This is a genomic window from Pontibacter saemangeumensis (assembly GCF_039541895.1).
In the GTDB taxonomy this organism is placed as follows: domain Bacteria; phylum Bacteroidota; class Bacteroidia; order Cytophagales; family Hymenobacteraceae; genus Pontibacter; species Pontibacter saemangeumensis.
Window position 1 is genome coordinate 123,129 of the sequence record NZ_BAABHC010000002.1, and the last position, 16,869, is coordinate 139,997.

At 52.9% G+C, this 16,869-nt stretch carries 13 protein-coding genes; 4 read left to right on the forward strand and 9 right to left on the reverse strand.

Going from position 1 to position 16,869, the window contains the following annotated elements; genetic code table 11:
- Nucleotides 1-60: 60 nt before the first annotated feature.
- The 9 genes from ABD920_RS02135 to ABD920_RS02175 form a co-directional block, all read right to left on the reverse strand.
- Nucleotides 61-1,380 carry an MFS transporter gene (locus tag ABD920_RS02135; RefSeq protein WP_345156496.1) on the reverse strand — a complete coding sequence of 440 codons (1,320 nt, stop codon included), beginning with the start codon at nucleotides 1,378-1,380 and terminating at the stop codon, nucleotides 61-63.
- Nucleotides 1,381-1,646: 266 nt separating this feature from the next.
- Nucleotides 1,647-2,828, reverse strand: coding sequence for a Gfo/Idh/MocA family protein (locus tag ABD920_RS02140; RefSeq protein WP_345156497.1), 1,182 nt, complete (start codon nucleotides 2,826-2,828; stop codon nucleotides 1,647-1,649).
- Nucleotides 2,829-2,981: 153 nt separating this feature from the next.
- Nucleotides 2,982-4,442, reverse strand: a complete 1,461-nt coding sequence (gene uxaC / locus ABD920_RS02145) for a glucuronate isomerase (RefSeq protein ID WP_345156498.1) — start codon at nucleotides 4,440-4,442, stop codon at nucleotides 2,982-2,984.
- An 8-nt stretch (nucleotides 4,443-4,450) separates the two neighbouring features.
- The gene (gene uxuA, locus ABD920_RS02150) at nucleotides 4,451-5,623 is read right to left on the reverse strand and encodes a mannonate dehydratase (protein ID WP_345156499.1); all 1,173 of its coding nucleotides are present in this window, start codon (nucleotides 5,621-5,623) and stop codon (nucleotides 4,451-4,453) included.
- Between the two features lie 33 nt (nucleotides 5,624-5,656).
- Complete coding sequence (locus tag ABD920_RS02155) at nucleotides 5,657-6,478, reverse strand: SDR family oxidoreductase (protein ID WP_345156500.1); 822 nt, start codon at nucleotides 6,476-6,478, stop codon at nucleotides 5,657-5,659.
- Between the two features lie 286 nt (nucleotides 6,479-6,764).
- The gene (locus tag ABD920_RS02160; protein WP_345156501.1) at nucleotides 6,765-7,787 is read right to left on the reverse strand and encodes a LacI family DNA-binding transcriptional regulator; all 1,023 of its coding nucleotides are present in this window, start codon (nucleotides 7,785-7,787) and stop codon (nucleotides 6,765-6,767) included.
- A gap of 208 nt (nucleotides 7,788-7,995) precedes the next feature.
- Nucleotides 7,996-9,057, reverse strand: a complete 1,062-nt coding sequence (locus tag ABD920_RS02165; protein ID WP_345156502.1) for a DUF6807 domain-containing protein — start codon at nucleotides 9,055-9,057, stop codon at nucleotides 7,996-7,998.
- A 148-nt stretch (nucleotides 9,058-9,205) separates the two neighbouring features.
- The gene (locus tag ABD920_RS02170) at nucleotides 9,206-10,549 is read right to left on the reverse strand and encodes a Gfo/Idh/MocA family protein (RefSeq protein WP_345156503.1); all 1,344 of its coding nucleotides are present in this window, start codon (nucleotides 10,547-10,549) and stop codon (nucleotides 9,206-9,208) included.
- A gap of 137 nt (nucleotides 10,550-10,686) precedes the next feature.
- A complete protein-coding gene (locus tag ABD920_RS02175; protein WP_345156504.1) occupies nucleotides 10,687-12,021 on the reverse strand; it encodes a 3-keto-disaccharide hydrolase in 1,335 nt (444 codons plus the stop codon).
- A 1,087-nt stretch (nucleotides 12,022-13,108) separates the two neighbouring features.
- On the opposite strand from ABD920_RS02175, the gene ABD920_RS02180 reads away from it, so the two are divergent.
- The 4 genes from ABD920_RS02180 (at nucleotide 13,109) to nuoC (ending at nucleotide 16,816) form a co-directional block, all read left to right on the forward strand.
- The gene (locus ABD920_RS02180; protein WP_345156505.1) at nucleotides 13,109-13,540 is read left to right on the forward strand and encodes a CBS domain-containing protein; all 432 of its coding nucleotides are present in this window, start codon (nucleotides 13,109-13,111) and stop codon (nucleotides 13,538-13,540) included.
- Nucleotides 13,541-13,625: 85 nt separating this feature from the next.
- The gene (locus tag ABD920_RS02185; protein ID WP_345156506.1) at nucleotides 13,626-14,057 is read left to right on the forward strand and encodes an NADH-quinone oxidoreductase subunit A; all 432 of its coding nucleotides are present in this window, start codon (nucleotides 13,626-13,628) and stop codon (nucleotides 14,055-14,057) included.
- 114 nt (nucleotides 14,058-14,171) lie between these two features.
- Nucleotides 14,172-14,810: an NADH-quinone oxidoreductase subunit B gene (locus tag ABD920_RS02190; RefSeq protein WP_345156507.1), complete on the forward strand. Its 639-nt coding sequence runs from the start codon at nucleotides 14,172-14,174 to the stop codon at nucleotides 14,808-14,810.
- A gap of 257 nt (nucleotides 14,811-15,067) precedes the next feature.
- A complete protein-coding gene (gene nuoC, locus ABD920_RS02195) occupies nucleotides 15,068-16,816 on the forward strand; it encodes an NADH-quinone oxidoreductase subunit C/D (protein WP_345156508.1) in 1,749 nt (582 codons plus the stop codon).
- Nucleotides 16,817-16,869: the final 53 nt, after the last annotated feature.

Sequence of the window (16,869 nt, forward strand, 5' to 3'; positions counted from 1 at the left end):
TAAAATCAGTATAATGCATAGGAGCGAATAACAACCCAGAAACGAACCTATAATGTTCGGCTATAATTCTACAGGCTTCATGCTTTTAGTCAGCAGGTGTATGATTCCCCATGCCAGTAAGTAGGCGAAGCCACAAATGATGAACAGGATGTTGTACCCCGAACCGATATTGCCCAGCTTCTCATAATAGTTCAGCAGCCACCCCACAAACAGCGGGAAAAATGTAGAGGCGATTGAACCAGACATCCCTCCGATCCCCACAACAGAGCTCACCGCTCTTTTAGGTACGATATCAGACACAATCGTGAAGATGTTGGTGCTCCAGGCCTGGTGCGCCGCTGCCGCCAAGCTGATGATCCCGACGGCCACCCAGATGTCGGTGGCGTACCGTGCCAGCACAATCGGCAAAACCACAAAAGCCACAATCAGCAAAGTTGTTTTTCTGGCTTTAAGCACGGGCCATCCCCGCTTTATCAGGTAAGAGGATAAATAACCGCCGCCAATGCTGCCAAACGTAGTCGCCGTGTACACAACAGCCAAAGGCAGACTTGGTTTGGTGAGGTCGAGGTTAAATGTGGTGGCGAAGTACGACGGCAACCAGAACAGGAAAAACCACCAGATGGGATCCGTTAATACCTTGCCGATAATAAAAACCCAGGTCTGCCGGATACGGAGCAGGCGGCTCCATTTCAGGGAACCGGCAGTTTCCACCACGGCGGGCTCATTATCGATATGGATGAACGCGTACTCTTCGGGTGATAGTTTCTTGTGGCGCGAAGGCACCTCGTAGAGAAACCACCAGAAGATAAGCCATATAAAACCCAGCGCTCCTGTGATCAGGAAGGCTTCCTGCCAGCCGTAGGCGCCCAGAATCCAGGGCACCAAAAGCGGGGCGGCCACGGCTCCAATACTGGTGCCGGAGTTAAATATACCAGTTGCCAGGGCCCGCTCTCTTTTCGGGAACCATTCAGCCACGGCCTTCACGGCGGCCGGGAAGTTGCCGGCTTCCGCCAATCCCAAAAGCCCCCTTACCAAGCCAAAGCCCAGCGTGCTTCGTGCAGCGGCATGCAGCATGGCTGCTATACTCCATACCACCACCGAAATGGAATACCCCAGTTTGGAGCCGATCCTGTCAATGATACTCCCGAAAATAACATACCCCAAGGCATAGGATGCCGAGAAAAACATGATGATGTAGCCATAGTCCAGCTCTGACCAATTGAATTCAGCCTCGAGGGTAGGTTTCAGTAAGCCGATTACCTGCCTGTCGATGTAATTGATGGTGGTGGCAAAGAAAAGTAAGGCACAGACAACCCAACGGTAATTCCCAGTTCCGGGCTTTTTTAGCGTGCCGTCCTCGCTTAATTTGATTTTTCCCATGGTATGCTATTACTGGTTCTAATGGTAAGACATGTTTGGCAATGTTGTTTTCAAGAAGATCAGGACAAGAAACGTATTCATTTGCCTGATTGATTACCCAATCATCAGGCAAGTGACATCAAACCTTATCCTGTGGGCTCCCTTGAAATGTTTTCGAGCCGTGGTACCCTATATATATGCCTGCTTCTTCTGTACAGGCTATATGGCAAGGCTGCTGGCAGGGCGTAACGCTACAGTTTCCCTGGCTCTAAAGTAAGGGGTTCTTCTTACAAAATCGTGATACCCACTTCGGTTCCCTTTCTTTCCGCGGAAACATACCCGGCATAGATGGTGGCGATGACGTCTGCGGCAAGGCTGCTGTTGCTTTCTACCGGCTCGCCATAGGCGGCAGACCTGTAAAAGGCATCCATCTCATGCTGATAGCCCGAGAACCACCCTTCGTCCGGGGAGATGGACGACCACCCCTGTTTAGTCTCGGTTTTCTCCACCACATACACGTCCCTGAAATATTCCTCGGAGGGAGTATAGGATTGCATGGCGTTGTTCGGGCTGATGTTGCAGATCGTCCGGTGATTGCTCGTGTTCACCTCAATCCAGTTGTGCACGCCGCCAAGCACGAGTTCGCTGGCAAACACATCGGCGATGGTGCCGTCCTCGAAAACGACATGCAGCATGGCGAAGTCTTCGATGTCCTTATAAGTAGTTTTGAGATGGCCTTCGTCTTTGAAACCCGGCATGCGGGTGATGGCGTGCGTCCGTGCGGAGATGGACTTTGGCCGGATCGCCTTGCCGTTGCGCGCCCGGCCCTCCACATGCTTCAGGTAGATGGCAGCCGACAAGGGATGGCAGCCCTTCCCGATCATTGAGCCACCACCGGAGAACTTCCACTGCCCGTAGGCCAGCGAATGTGACCCGGAATGCGACTCCTCCCCGTGCATCCAGATGATCTGGGCACCGGTTTTCTCCAGGACTTCCCGCTCTTTCTGGATCGAAGGGGCATATACCCAGTTCTCAGCATACATGATGATGCCGTCGCTTTCCTTCTCGGCCTCCAGCATCCTGCCGATGCTTTTCAGGGTTTCCTCCAGTCCTTTTTCCCGGGAGAAGGTATCGCCGTTAAAGTCCTCGCTCCCATCGCCGAAGTACCCGGTGAACGGCTTCTCCACAATCACGTGCTTGTGCTGCCGCAAAGCCTCGATTACGATCGGCTCATGGGTGACGGGCGGCGTGCACACGTGCAGGACATCGCTTTGTTCGATCAGCTCCTGGAGATTCGAAAAGGCTTTTAAGCCCCTGGCCTCCGTGAACTCCTGTAAGTTGGCCGTTGTAACAGAGTATACCCCTACTAGCTCTACCTTGGCGCTGAAAACCCGTTGCAGGGCCTCATAATGAAACCTGGCAGCAAAGCCGGAGCCTACAATACCGGCCCGTATAACTTTTTTATCCATCGTTTATGCTGAATTATATTTTAAAGCTTCTTATACCTCCTGCCATTCCTTGTGCCAATCTCGCTCCTTCAAAGTGCTATATATAGTCGCAGCAACAGCGCTGGAAGAGCATCCTAACTTTAACCTTTTAGTTTTCAGGAGGGGCGAAGGGTGCTAAAAAGTAAAATAGTTCTTCGCGTTGTAGTAACAGATGTCCTGCACCATCTTTCCGATCCAAGGGATATCAGCCGGCAACAGTCCTTGCTCTACGTCGTCGCCGAACATATTGCAGAGCAGCCTCCTGAAATACTCGTGCCGGGAATATGAAAGGAAAGAGCGTGAATCGGTGAGCATGCCCACAAAGCAGCTGATGAGGCCGATGTTGGAGAGCGCATTCATCTGGTCTTTCATGCCATCCAACTGATCGAGGAACCACCAGGCCGAGCCGAACTGTATCTTGCCTTTCATGCCGCCGCCCTGGAAGTTGCCCGTCATAGCGGCGAAGGCAGCATTGTCGGCAGGGTTTAGGTTATAGAGGATGGTCTTGGTGAGCTGCCCTTCCGCCTCCAACGCATTGAAAAAAGCAGACATGCTGGCCGTTTGCGGAAAATCACCTATGGAGTCATATCCCGTGTCGGGGCCGTTGGTCTGCAGCATGCGGGTATTGTTGTTCCGGAGCGCACCCAAGTGAAACTGCTGCACCCAGCCATGCTGGTGGTACATGCTGCAAAGCTCGCGCAAGACCATGGTGGCAAACTCCTGCTCATATATGCCGGCCTCTTCATCGTTTCCGGCTAATACCGAAGCGAACACCTCTTCGAGCCTTCCGCTCTGCTTGTCCGAATAAGGCATAAAGGACAGGCCGTGGTCGGAGACGCGGCAGCCGTTGGCATGGAAAAAGTCCACGCGCTGCCGCAGTGCCTCCAGCAGCGTTTCAATGCTGTTTATTGCTACACCGCTGGCATCCGACAGTTGTTGGACATAGCCTCTGAAGGCCTCCCCTCCTGCCAGGTTCAGCACCTTGTCGGGCCGGAAAGACGGCAGCACTTTCACCTTGAAATCAGAAGCGGCGATCTGCTGGTGATAGGCAAGGTTATCGACCGGATCGTCCGTGGTGCCCACCATCTCCACCTTAAAGTGCTCCAGTAATCCTTGTGGGGTAAAGGCAGGGTTATGAAGCAGTTGGTTGCACTGGTCATATATGGCCTTGCCATTTGCCTCTGTCAACAGCTCCGTTACGCCAAAAGGATCTTTCAGCTCCATTTGCGCCCAGTGGTACAGCGGGTTACGCATGGTATAGGGCAGGGCCGTTGCCCAGGTCATGAACTTCTCCTCGTCCGTGGCATCGCCGGTTATATACTTTTCATCGATACCCAGGGTGCGCAGGGCCCGCCATTTGTAATGATCCCCTGCCAGCCATATAGCCGTCATGTTGGCAAAGGGTTTGTTCTCCGCAATCGCCTGCGGCGACAGGTGGCAATGGTAATCGACAATGGGCAGGTCCTTGGCGTAGGAATGGTACAGCTGCTTTGCCGTCTCTGTCTGCAGCAGGAAATCATCGCCTAGGAAATTATTCAAAGGCTTTTTTTGCGTGTGTACTGCGGCAGCGGGCGCCGCTATGGTTTCTTCGTTCATAGGAGTACTCATATGGTGTTCATTGATTTTTGTATCCCCATCTCCAATCCCCGTAGCTCTGCCAGCCCCCGGAGTCTGCCGATGGCGGAATAACCCGGGTTAGTGACTTTGTGCAGGTCGTCGAGCATCTGGTGTCCGTGGTCGGGACGAAACGGAATAGGCTGCTCCCGCCCTTGGTTGATGGCAATAAGTTCCTTCATCACAGCGTACATGTCCACATCACCCTCCAGGTGGTTGGCCTCATAGAAGTTTCCCTCTGCGTCACGCTGTGTGCTCCGCAAATGGACAAAGTTGATACGGTCGCCAAACTGCCGCACGATCGCCGGCAGGTCGTTGTCGGCCCGCACCCCGAACGATCCTGTGCAGAAGCAAAGCCCGTTGCTCAGCGACGGCACGGCCTGCACCAGGGCCTCTATATCGGCGGCGGTACTCACCACCCGTGGCAACCCCAGAATGCTGTAAGGCGGGTCATCCGGATGAATCACAAGCTTCACCCCTGCCTCCTCTGCCACCGGCACCACCTCCTGAAGGAAGTAGATGAGGTGCCGCCGCAGCTTTTCCGCGTCAATGCCCGCGTAAGCGTCCAGCGCCTGCTGAAACTGCCCCAGCGTGAAGCTCTCCTCGCTACCGGGCAGGCCCGCGATGATGTTCCGCTGCAACAGCTGCTTCTCCTCCCCGCTCATGCCTTCAAATCGTCGTCTTGCCCGCGCTAACTCCTCTTCGGAGTAGTCTTGCTCAGCATTTTTCCGTTGGAGGATGTGCACATCAAACGCAACAAAAGCGGCTTTCTCGAAGCGGAGGGCTTTTGAGCCATCGGCCAACGTGTAGCTCAGGTCTGTCCGTGTCCAGTCCAGCACCGGCATAAAGTTATAGGTGACGATGTAGATGCCGCATGCGGCCAGGTTCCGGACCGATTGCTTATAGTTCTCTATATATAGCTTGAACCCTTGGGTCTGTGTTTTGATGGCTTCGTGCACCGGCACGCTCTCCACCACGCTCCACACCAACCCGGCCCGCTCTACTTCCGCTTTGCGCTTGAGGATCTCTTCTACTGGCCACACCTCCCCGTTGGGTATATGGTGCAGTGCCGTCACAATATCGGAAGCCCCGGCTTGCCTGATGTCCGCCAAGGAAACAGGGTCTTTGGGTCCGTACCATCTCCAGCTTTGTAACAGTGGCATATGTCTTTTCGATTAGGTTAAACTTGATCCCGTTTAAACTCCGCTGAAGGCATTGAATCCGCCATCCACCAGAATCGTTTCCCCGCTCACAAACCGGGAAGCGTCACTTAGCAGGTATATAAGCGTGCCTGTCAGTTCCTCCGGGTTTCCCAGTCGCCGGAAAGGAGTATTGTTTATAAACTTCTGTGCCCGGTCGGTAAAGCTCCCATCCTGGTTCAGCAGGAGGCTCCGGTTCTGCTCCGTCAGGAACACGCCGGGCGCGATGGCGTTCACGCGCACGCCGTTGCCGTAGCGCAGCGCCAGTTCCACGGCCATCCATTGGGTATATGCCTCCACCGCCTTCTTGGCCAGGGTATAGCCTAGCACCCGGGTGAGCGGCCTTTGCGCCGTGAGAGACGAGATATTGACAATGGCCCCCTTTCCTTTCTCGGCAATCACCCTCCCGAAAACATGCGTCGGGATGATGGTGCCAAACAAGTTCAGGTCCACTGCCTTCTTGGTGTCTTCGATCCTGGCCTCAAAAAGATCCTGGTCGGGCATGATGGTGGCTCCGGGGATGTTTCCCCCGGCGGCATTCACCAAACCGTCGATGGTTCCCCATTCCGCCAGCACCTGCTCTTTTGCCGCATTCATCTGCGCTTCATCCAACACATCGCCCAGTATCGCGATGGCCTCTCCGCCAGCGTTCCTGATGGCAGCCACCCGCTCGTCGGCACGCGCCTTGTTGCGCCCCAGAATAGCCACTCTGGCCCCTGCCTGGCCAATAGCCAGTGACATGGCCTCGCCCAGAATGCCGGTGGCCCCGGTCATCACGATTACTTTTCCTGCTAATGAAAACTGTTCTGTTCCGCTCATGTGTTGTTCTTCAGGTGATGATGATATAAGGTTAAAGCATAATCTATAGAGGCCGCGCCAACAAAATATAATCGATACGTATGTCGTGCCTCCTTTCTCCCCTTAGCTCCTGCACGCCTCTCTTCTGCTTAGTTTTAACCGATGTCTATATACTAAATCAATAGTAATGGCTATAGGCAAAATCGCAATCGATTGCAGATTAAATCATAAAAAGCAGTGCCTCTTCTATTTTCCGCGCTTTTTAATTTGAATTAAGTTAGGATAAATAATCCAGAGCGCAAACTTATTAGCTGCTTGATTCGCGCTTGATAACTTCTATCGGCGTCGTCAGGGAGATCATGCTCCTGCCGGGATTCACCCTCTGCCGTACCAAATCCATAATCATCCTTGCGGCCTGTTGCCCCATCTCGTGCGGGAACTGCTCAACCGATGTGATGGCAGGATGCATGATCTGAGCCCTGGGGTCATTGGAGTAACCCGCAAGTTTCAATTCACGCGGTATATCCAGGTTTATTTTCTTCGCATATTCCATCACGGCGATAGCAGTGGTGTCGTTGCTGCTGAACACCGCGTCCGGGTATGGCTTTTCCCCAAAAAGCTTCTCACAGGTTTTCACCGCGTTCTCCTTGGTCAGCTCATGGAAGAAAACCAGGCTTTCATCCAAAGGGATGCTGTATTTCTTGAGGGCTTCTTTGTATCCGGCATAACGGTCGCGGTAAAGGCTGCAGCTCAGGGGGCCGCTGATGTGCGCAATGCGGCGGCAGCCCTTCTCCAGCAGGTGCAACGTCGACTTATACCCTCCCTGGAAATCATCCCCCTGAATTTTATGCGCCGGGTACCCGTTGGGCACCCTGTCGTAGAATATCAGGGGCACATTGGCTTTCAGGAAAACGTCGAAGGCCGAGAAGTCCTCGGTATAAAGCGTGGACGACACTATCAGCCCCTCCACCCGCAGCGCATGCAGCACATTTACCAACTGTCTCTCCAGCGCCGGCGATTCATTCGACTGGAAGATCATCAGGTTATAGTCACACTTCTGCAATTCATTCTGGATGGCCGTGATAACCGCCGACTGAAAGTACATGGAGATTCTGGGCACAATCAGGCCAATGATGTTTGACTTGCTCTTCCGAAGGCTGGAAGCCATCGCGTTGAGCTGGTACCCGGCTTTGTCCACCGCCTGCTTCACACGCTCCTTCGTGTCCTGGCTGACGTGCGGGTGATTGCTTAAGGCCCTTGAAACGGTGGAGGTGGACACGCCTAGTTCTTTAGCGATATCCTTTAATCTGTGTTGAGGCTGTTTGCTCATTTTCGTAACCCGCTGTCCTCCGGACCCATATTTGCGTTCAAATATATTATTTTTAATCCTAACCCCAGGCATATAAAGCGCTGCAAGAGGAGGCACACACCACATGGCTATATAACATAGTTCCGTATGCGATTTGCGCGAAGGAAACCTTATACAGGAAATAGATATATGCGCTTCCTTCCCCTGCAATTTTTGAAGGCAACCGCCGCTATTTGTTCAGAGCGAACTTCCGGTAGGCGGCATTTACCTCCTCGGAAGCGAGGTTCTCTCCGGAATGTACCAGTACCCGGTGCCTGAAAGTAACCGATTCGCCGGCACGAAGTTTAAAATTAAGCTCCTGCGCCCCATTGCTCATCGCTTTCTGACCGAGTGGGTTTGCCGCAAACAAGCCATATCCGCGGGCGTGCCAGTAGGTGGGATAGCCTATGTTCTGGGGATGGTCCATGATGGCTACTGTTACCGGCTCCTGCCCGATCCTGCCGTTCAGGCTTACCCAGCTGGCACGCGTGCCCCAGACGCTATCCCCTTTAACCCCTTCACTGCTTTCGTACATGCCCGTGATGCCTTCGTTTTCCATACGGGGCACAGAGGTGGCCTTTCCGCTGGCGTCTGTGAATATCTCGGGTTGCGTGGAGGGGTGCTCCAGCTCCCTGGCGAGCCGCAAGGCAATGAGGCCCTCTTTGTTATCCCTGAACAGGACGTCTTCCTGCAGGGCTTTCAGCGTGGTGACCCGCTCTATTATCCGGGTGTCCCCTTCGCCGCTGAACACATACCTGGTGGTCTCAAGCAAAAGGGGGGTGCCGTCGGGTTTTTGCCATTTAGAGCTGACCACCAGCTCCGCTTTGTCATCACCGCCCGACATCTGGTCCACGCTGCGGTGGCGGATGGTCCCGAATGGCCCTTTGTGGCTGCCGGTGTCATTGGAGTTGTTCCAGAAGTCATAGCCGTTGACATCGCCGTAGTTAAACCACAAGCCGACGTGGTGCGGATGATCCACCCGCTCGCCCGGCCTCGGATCCAAAGGCCAGCCCCTGGTGATAAGGGTGCCTTTGGCTGTCCGGATGGGATATAAGACCGGCTTCTTTACCTCATCGGGGTATATATAAGACGTAAAGGGCTTACCATCCACTGTTACATCAACCCGTTTGCCCTGCTTACGCTCGGTTAGCTGGAAACGGTTCTTTTTTGACTGGCCCGATGCATCTACCGGAACGCTCCATGCACAAGCGACAACCAGAAACAACGATGCCAGGTTCATTATCCTTTTCATTTCCATATCAGCTACGAGCATTAACAGCAGCCTTATATATAGCTTAGATATAAGGCATACATAAGCTATATATAAACCGTATTAAAACAGCGACGTTCAGCCTTCAAGCTGTACAGGAAGTACTGTAAAGCATAGTAGCCCCAGGTTCTTAACTCGCCACCACGTCCTGCTTCGCATCATCGAAAGTAACACGCTTGCCTGTTTCCATGGCTACCCGTGTCATGATGTTGGCAATGGAGTGGTTGTAGCCGGCCCTGACAGAAGCGTTGGGTGTTTTGCGGCTCCGCACGCACTCCATCCAGTTCCGCATATGCAGCGAGGTCATCGGGTCTCCGCCCGTGTTGGCGTCCGTGGACACCGTGGCCTGGTTAGGCAGGGTATAGTCCGGCAGCAGGTTCGGCTTCATTCCCATGTCGTCGGCCATGTTCTGGGTCAGTCCCCCCTCCGAGGTGATCTTGTTGGTATCAAGGTTCAGCATACCGCCGTTGGAGTAATACAGCTCCTTCACGCCGCCGGCTGAGTTGCTGAAGCGGGAAGAGTACACAACCTGAAAGCCCTTTGACTTGTCATTCTCCGGGCCATAGTCAAACACCGCTGTTAGGGTATCCGGGTTTTCCCGGCCATCGTTCCACATATAAATGCCACCGTTGGCCGCCACGCTGCGCGGGTGCTCCAGGTCGGTAAACCAATGCACGGTGTCAATCTGGTGCGACATCCACTGCCCTGGTATCCCGGAAGAATAGGGCCAGAACAGGCGGTATTCCAGGTACTTGCGCGGGTCCCAGGCTACCTTCGGGCGGTTCATCAGGAAGCGGTCCCAGTCGGTGTCTTCTTTCCGGATCTGGCTCACCAGTTCAGGCCTTCTCCAGCGGCCCGGCTGGTTCACGTTCCAGGTCATCTCCACCATTTTAATGTCCCCGAATTTACCTGACTTGATGTACTCGTTGGCGGCGATGTAGTTGGGCGCGCTCCGGCGCTGGGAGCCTATCTGCACGATCTTGCCTGTTTCCTCCACTGCCTTCAGGATGGCGCGGGCATCTTCCATCGTCTCCGCCATCGGCTTCTCCAGGTATACATCCTTGCCGTTGCGCACAGCCTCTACGCCCATCAGGGCGTGCTGGAAATCCGCGGTGCTGATGATAACCGCGTCAATGTCCTTTTTCGAGTATAACTCATCGTTGTTGCGGTACTTCTTGAGCTTGATGCCGTGCTTCTCCTTCATATAGGCTTCCGCCTCGTCGCGGCGGCGGTTCCAGATATCAGACACCCCCACAAACTCGAAATTCATCCCCTTCGCATGCTCCATGAACGACGGGTACAGGGAGTGCTTGAAACGATCGGAAAATCCAATGACCCCGACTCTTACCCTGTCGTTGGCGCCCATTATGTTGCCGTAGCTCCTGGCGCTAAAGCCCATCATAGACAAACCAACTGTTCCCATAACAGCTTTCTTCAAAAAGTCTCTGCGGGCATTGTTATCCTTGTGCTCCATTCCTTTGTTCGTTTTAGTGTATGATCTTACCGAAACCCAATCTAATAGAATTCTTGTTTCTTGATGATTACCTATGCTTCTCTTTCTTCGGTAACTGTCTGATAGAAAAGCCCTGGAAACCTGCTGCCGTTCACGGCCTATAGCTCCTTTATTTTAATGCTTCTGAAGGCGACCTCGTTGCCGTGGTCCTGCAGGAGTATGTGTCCTTTTTCTGCCTCCCCAAAGTTTGGCCATACCTTGTACTTGCTTTTCGCCACCAGGTCGCGGAATTCTTCAGAGCCGCGCTTGTACTCCAGCACTTTAATGCCATTCAGCCAATGTTCTACCGTATTATCCGGCTTCACGATCAGGCGTGCCTGGTTCCACTCGCCGATGGGCTTCAGGAAGCGTGGATTCTTCTCAGAGGTCTTGAGGTCATACAACGAGCCGAGTGTGCGGTTTCCGTCACGCCCCATTTTCGCATCCGGGTGTTTCTCGTCGTCCAGCAGCTGGTACTCCAGGCCGATGGCAGATGCGTTGTTTACCTTCTCTTTCTCTGTCACAAAGTACTTGATGCCGCTGTTGGCGCCTTCCGTCAGCTTGAACTGGAGTTGCAGGTCGAAGGCATCGTACTCCTTCTCCGTCACGATATCGCCGCCGTTCACCGATTCGCCGCCGCCGGACTCCAGCACCTGCAGCTCTCCGTCCTGAATTCTCCAGCCGCCTTCCGGGAACTTGTCTTTGTAGGCGCCTCTCCAGCCTTCGGTGGTCTTGCCATCCCATAGCATGCTCCAGCCCTGCGCTTTCTCCTGCTCGGTCAGGGTGTTCGGCACCAGGTTCACCACAAAGGCATCATGCCCTTCGCGATGGCTCAGGTTATCTGTTTTGATGCGGATGTTGCGCCACCTGATTTCCTTGCCCGCGTCTTCTGCCTCGCCGATAGAATGCACCTGCAGGGCAATGAGTCCCTTCGGCGTCAGGTTATCCACGACCGATGCCACAGGCACATCGTTGATCCAGGTTTTGATTTTGTCGCCGATGGCTTCGATTCTGGCCTTGTTCCACTCTCCTTTTTTGAAGGCCGACTGGGCAGCAGGGTTCAACGAAAGTGGGTAAAGCCAGCCGCGTCGCGCCTCATCATATATACCACCGGTCCATTTCCTGTCGGAGGGGTCCAATTCGAACTGGTAACCATGCACCCGGCCATCCATCACGGCCGGGTCGGAAATGCTCCGAAACTGCACCCCGCTGTTGATGTCGTTGTCCAGCATCACCTCGAACTCCAGGATATAATCCCCATACTCCTTATCGGTAGCCAGGAAGCTGTTGGGTGAGTCCATGATGGTTGTGCCCACCACGGCCCCATCCTCTACCCTGTAGTTTGCCTTCCCGTTTACCTGGTTCCAGCCCGTCAGGTCCTTGCCATTAAACAAGTCTGTCCAACCACTCTCCGCTGTCGCGTCGGCACTCTCAACGGTTTGTGTATTAAGCACAGTATCGCTACTCTTTTGGGTGCATCCGTACTGTAGGCCGGAGAGAAGGAACGGCATCAGCAAAAGAGAAAGATGGCTTCTTTTCATTTTATATATCGGTTAGTTGGTATTTGAACTTTTAGTTATGATTTATTGCACGCGTTATTGCACGCGTGGTATTTTGAAACTGTAGTATGAATCATTAGCAAACTGCAGGCGCTGTGCTTCTTATATGACATGATCCTGCTGAAGTCCTACAATACGAACAACACTGGAATCGATTGCATGTAAGGATAAAAAAAATCTTTCTATTTCAGGCAGCGACTGTCTCTATAACACGATAGTGAGTAGTCAATCATAATCACTGCGATTGAAAGGTAATTATTTATTTCATGAAACCAAACTTTTTTGTGTTTCGCATTAAAGTTTCACCTACCATTCTGTTCCTGTTTCTATAACTCATCAAATTACGCAGTGCTGCCTTCCATGCTCTGGTATCTGGCAGAGGACAGTATCAATAGACCCAGTCCTATATCCTGAAACTCTTGTACGGTAACTAACTTTCACTTTTTAAATGCACCCCATTTTATGTAGGAATACTATGTAACTCTCCTATCACTTGCATTATCTTCAGGAAGGCTGACTTTAACTACATTCCCTGTTTTCCATATGTTGGGCATCGCTTTGCTGGCAAGCCTATGGGAAACCGTTCATGTTTGTGCCAGGACTGATATCAATGGTGGGTAGCAGGCACTGCGCAAATTCCTGAAAACGTCTCCTGCCGCAGACTGATGATTTGGACTAAACCTTTTTCTAAATCATGACAGGCGCAATTATATATGGATATAGTAAAAAACATACTGTGCAGGTGGGCATATTATCAATTATTCCCGTCTCTCTGCAGCGAATGCGTGTTGCTTCAGAACCAGTGCGTTACCGTAAAACCCCCTCCTGAAGTCCGGAAAACAAGATTTTCTTGGCTACATCGAATAATTATAATAATAAATATTTATTTTATTAATAATTAGTATACTTATTTCAATTCAGTACCGTATAAGAAACATTATCAGGAAAATTCAGGAAACTCATCTTAGAAAAGGGAGGCCGTATGGGTACAGTCAGGCACATTCTACAGAAAAAAGGCAACAGCGTATTTTCTATAGATCCTAACTCCACCGTCTATAGCGCACTCGAACTAATGGTAGAAAGGGACGTTGGCTCCCTTTTGGTGATGGAAAACGGGAAGTTCGCAGGCATATTCACGGAAAGGGATTACGCCCGGAAAGTAATGCTGAAAGGGAAGTCGTCGAAAGAGGCGATTATCCGCGACATTATGAGCGAACACCCAGCCACCGTAACACCAGATGCAACGGTGGAAGAATGCATGTCGCTGATGACCAAAGGCTACATCCGCCACTTACCAGTAATCGAAGAAAACAAACTTGTTGGGTTAATCTCTATCGGGGACATCGTGAAGTATATAATCGAGGAGCAGAAGTTTATCATCGAGAACCTCGAGCACTACATCACAGGTCACTGACAGAACGCACGCAGATATACAGGGACAGCTATGTGTGGGCTTTTCCTTTTGTAAACCAGCTATTCGCGGGGAGGCGAAACGGGATATGTATGCTTCAGAAGAAAATACGACCCTTTTATGGCCCATGGTGGTATATGGCGCTATTGTGCTGAGCCTAGTGGGCCTTATACTGGGTCTCTCATTTGTGCTTGGCCAGCGCCACCACGACCGTGCCAGAGGCGAGCCATACGAAGGCGGAATCCTCAGCACAGGTTCAGCCCGGATGCGGTTCTCTTCCCAGTTTTACCTGGTCGCCATGCTCTTCGTGATCTTTGATGTGGAGACCGTCTTTATACTATCCTGGGCCATCGCCTTTCGAGAACTGGGCTGGTACGGCTATGCCGGTGTTGCGGTATTTATGCTGATGCTGGTGGTGGTGCTGGTATATGAGTGGCGGAACGGCGCTCTGGACTTTGGCCCCGACGGCAACAAGATTCTGGCGGCATACAAACGCCTGACGCAGAAGCCGGCCGCTTAGAAAAGAATTCAAGATGTTGGCAACGGCTATATACCAGAACACACTTATATGGAACGATCATACCCGAACCAAGAATAATGCGATGCGAAATTTGACAAGCCAAACCTGGAAGATATGAAGTGGTGGCTAAGTAAACCCGATGATCCTGCACGCGCGACAAGTGGCACCAGTTCCTACGAGGAGACGGTGCAGCAGAGCATTGTTCTGAGCACCATGCAGGATTTACTGGCCTGGGGGCGTAAGAACTCCATGTGGCCTTTCCACTTCGGCCTCTCCTGCTGCTTTGTGGAGATGGCCACCAGCATGACGCCCAAGTACGACCTGGCCCGTTTCGGGGCGGAAGTGATACGGGGCACCCCGCGCGAGGCCGACGTGATGATCATCGCCGGCACCGTTTTCATCAAAATGGCCCCGATCATCAAGCGACTGCACGAGCAGATGATGGAGCCCCGTTGGGTCATCTCAATGGGATCCTGCGCAAACTCGGGCGGCATGTTCGATATTTACAGTGTGGTGCAGGGTGTGGACAAATTCCTTCCGGTGGATGTGTATGTGCCCGGATGCCCGCCCCGCCCCGATGCCTTCATGGAAGGGCTGCTGCTGCTTTCTGAATCCGTGGGCAAAGAAAAGAGGCCGTTAAGCTGGACCATAGGGGAGCAGGGTGTTATCCGGCCGGATAAAATCGATGTGAGGGAAAGAAGGCAGGAAGCCCGCGCGAACATGACCGTTTTCCGATCCCCTGATGAAATATAGCACTTTACTGAAATTGACTGAACTCATTATATAGCAGCTTATATAAGCCAAACAGCATCGATCCGGATACAGCAGCATAAGCCCGCTTTTCTGATTCAGAAGGCAGGAGCAGTTGTATCTTCCAGGCCATATATAAACTTAAAGGGTGCAGGGCTGATATAATAAGTCAAAGTAATATAAGCTTTCTTATCATATATAATCAAATTGAGCATAGCATAGCATGAGGTAGCATTTTTCGGGCATTACTAATTCCGATCATGGAAAACGGAAGTGACATTTTAGAGCAACTGCAGTCACGTTTTGGGGCAGACACCTTTACCCCCCAAATGACAAAGGATGAGATTCTCACCCTCTGGATGCCCCATGACAAGATCAAGGAGGTGCTGACCTACCTGAAAAAAGAGGTCTCCCGGCCTTTCCCCCTGCTCTACGACCTTACGGCCGTGGATGAGCGGACCCGCAAAAGGGACAACGGCCATATCCCCTACGCGTTCACCATCATATACCACCTTTTCTCTTTTGAGCGCAACAGCTTTATCCGCTTTAAAATCGGTTACCGCGACGAGTTCCCGACAGTGCCGAGCATCAGCAGCCTTTGGGCGAACGCCAACTGGTATGAGCGCGAGGTATATGACATGTTCGGCATCCGCTTCGAAGGGCACCCGCACCTGTACCGCATCCTGATGCCGCGCACGTGGGTGGGGCACCCGCTGCGCAAGGAACACCCTGCACGTGCCACCGAAATGGGTCCTTTTGCGCTATATGATGATAAGATCGATTTGGAGCAGGCGGCCTTGCAGTTCAAGCCGGAAGAGTGGGGCCTGCAGCGCCAGAGCGAAGACAGCGACTTTATGTTTCTGAACATCGGCCCGCAGCACCCGGGCACGCACGGGGTGTTGCGCATTGTGCTGCAACTGGATGGCGAGGACATTGTGGACGCCATACCGGATATCGGTTTCCACCACCGCGGGCAGGAGAAAATGGCCGAGCGCCAGTCGTGGCACACCTACCTCCCCTACACCGACCGTGTGGACTACCTCGGCGGCGTAATGAACAACCTGGCATACCTGCTCGCCGTCGAGAAGTTGGCCGGGATCCAGGTGCCGGACCGGGTAAAAGTAATCCGGGTGATGCTCTGCGAGCTTTTCCGCATCGCCAGCCACCTGGTGTGGTACGGCACTTTTGCGCAGGACGTCGGGCAGCTTTCCCCGGTCTTTTATATGTTCTCAGACCGCGAAAAGATATTTGACATTATCGAGGCCATAACCGGTGGGCGCATGCACCCTAACTGGTTCCGCATCGGCGGGGTGGCGCAGGACCTCCCAAAAGGCTGGGAAACCCTGGTGCAGCGCTTCATCGACTACTTCCCGAAACGCCTGAAGGAGTACGACAACATGGTGCTGCGAAACAGCCTGTTCAAAGCGCGCACCAAAGGCATCGGGATTTTCACCACCGAAGAAGCCATGGAATGGGGCGTAACCGGGCCAAACCTCCGCGCCTGCGGCTATGCATGGGACTTCCGGAAAAAGCAGCCCTACTCCGGTTATGAAATGTTCGATTTTGAGGTGCCCACCGCCGCCAACGGGGATTGCTACGACCGCGCCCTGGTCCGCGTGGCGGAGATGCGGCAGAGCTTGCGCATTATCGAGCAGTGCATGAAGAACATGCCCGAGGGACCCTACAAAGCAGATCACCCGCTCACTACGCCTCCCATCAAGAAGCAAACCATGCACGACATAGAAACGCTGATCACGCACTTTTTAGGTGTGAGCTGGGGTCCGGTAATGCCGGCAGGCGAGGCCATGAGTTGCATTGAGGCAACCAAGGGTGCCAACAGCTACTACCTGACGAGCGACGGGAACACATCACCCTACCGGCTGCGCATCCGCACGCCCTCCTTCCCGCACATGCAGATGCTCCCCTACATCAGCAAAGGCTATACGGTGGCAGATTTACTCTCCATCCTGGGGGCCATGGATTATGTACTGGCGGATGTAGACAGGTGAATTTGATAAGGAATGCTAAAAATAAAAGTCTCCGCTGGTTCGGGATAGTAGCC

Coding starts and splice junctions, on each gene's coding strand:
- ABD920_RS02135 (WP_345156496.1), bottom strand. CDS start 1,380: ATGGGAAAAATCAAATTAAGCGAGGACGGCACGCTAAAAAAGCCCGGA.
- ABD920_RS02140 (WP_345156497.1), bottom strand. CDS start 2,828: ATGGATAAAAAAGTTATACGGGCCGGTATTGTAGGCTCCGGCTTTGCT.
- uxaC (WP_345156498.1), bottom strand. CDS start 4,442: ATGAACGAAGAAACCATAGCGGCGCCCGCTGCCGCAGTACACACGCAA.
- uxuA (WP_345156499.1), bottom strand. CDS start 5,623: ATGCCACTGTTACAAAGCTGGAGATGGTACGGACCCAAAGACCCTGTT.
- ABD920_RS02155 (WP_345156500.1), bottom strand. CDS start 6,478: ATGAGCGGAACAGAACAGTTTTCATTAGCAGGAAAAGTAATCGTGATG.
- ABD920_RS02160 (WP_345156501.1), bottom strand. CDS start 7,787: ATGAGCAAACAGCCTCAACACAGATTAAAGGATATCGCTAAAGAACTA.
- ABD920_RS02165 (WP_345156502.1), bottom strand. CDS start 9,057: ATGAAAAGGATAATGAACCTGGCATCGTTGTTTCTGGTTGTCGCTTGT.
- ABD920_RS02170 (WP_345156503.1), bottom strand. CDS start 10,549: ATGGAGCACAAGGATAACAATGCCCGCAGAGACTTTTTGAAGAAAGCT.
- ABD920_RS02180 (WP_345156505.1), top strand. CDS start 13,109: ATGGGTACAGTCAGGCACATTCTACAGAAAAAAGGCAACAGCGTATTT.
- ABD920_RS02185 (WP_345156506.1), top strand. CDS start 13,626: ATGTATGCTTCAGAAGAAAATACGACCCTTTTATGGCCCATGGTGGTA.
- ABD920_RS02190 (WP_345156507.1), top strand. CDS start 14,172: ATGAAGTGGTGGCTAAGTAAACCCGATGATCCTGCACGCGCGACAAGT.
- nuoC (WP_345156508.1), top strand. CDS start 15,068: ATGGAAAACGGAAGTGACATTTTAGAGCAACTGCAGTCACGTTTTGGG.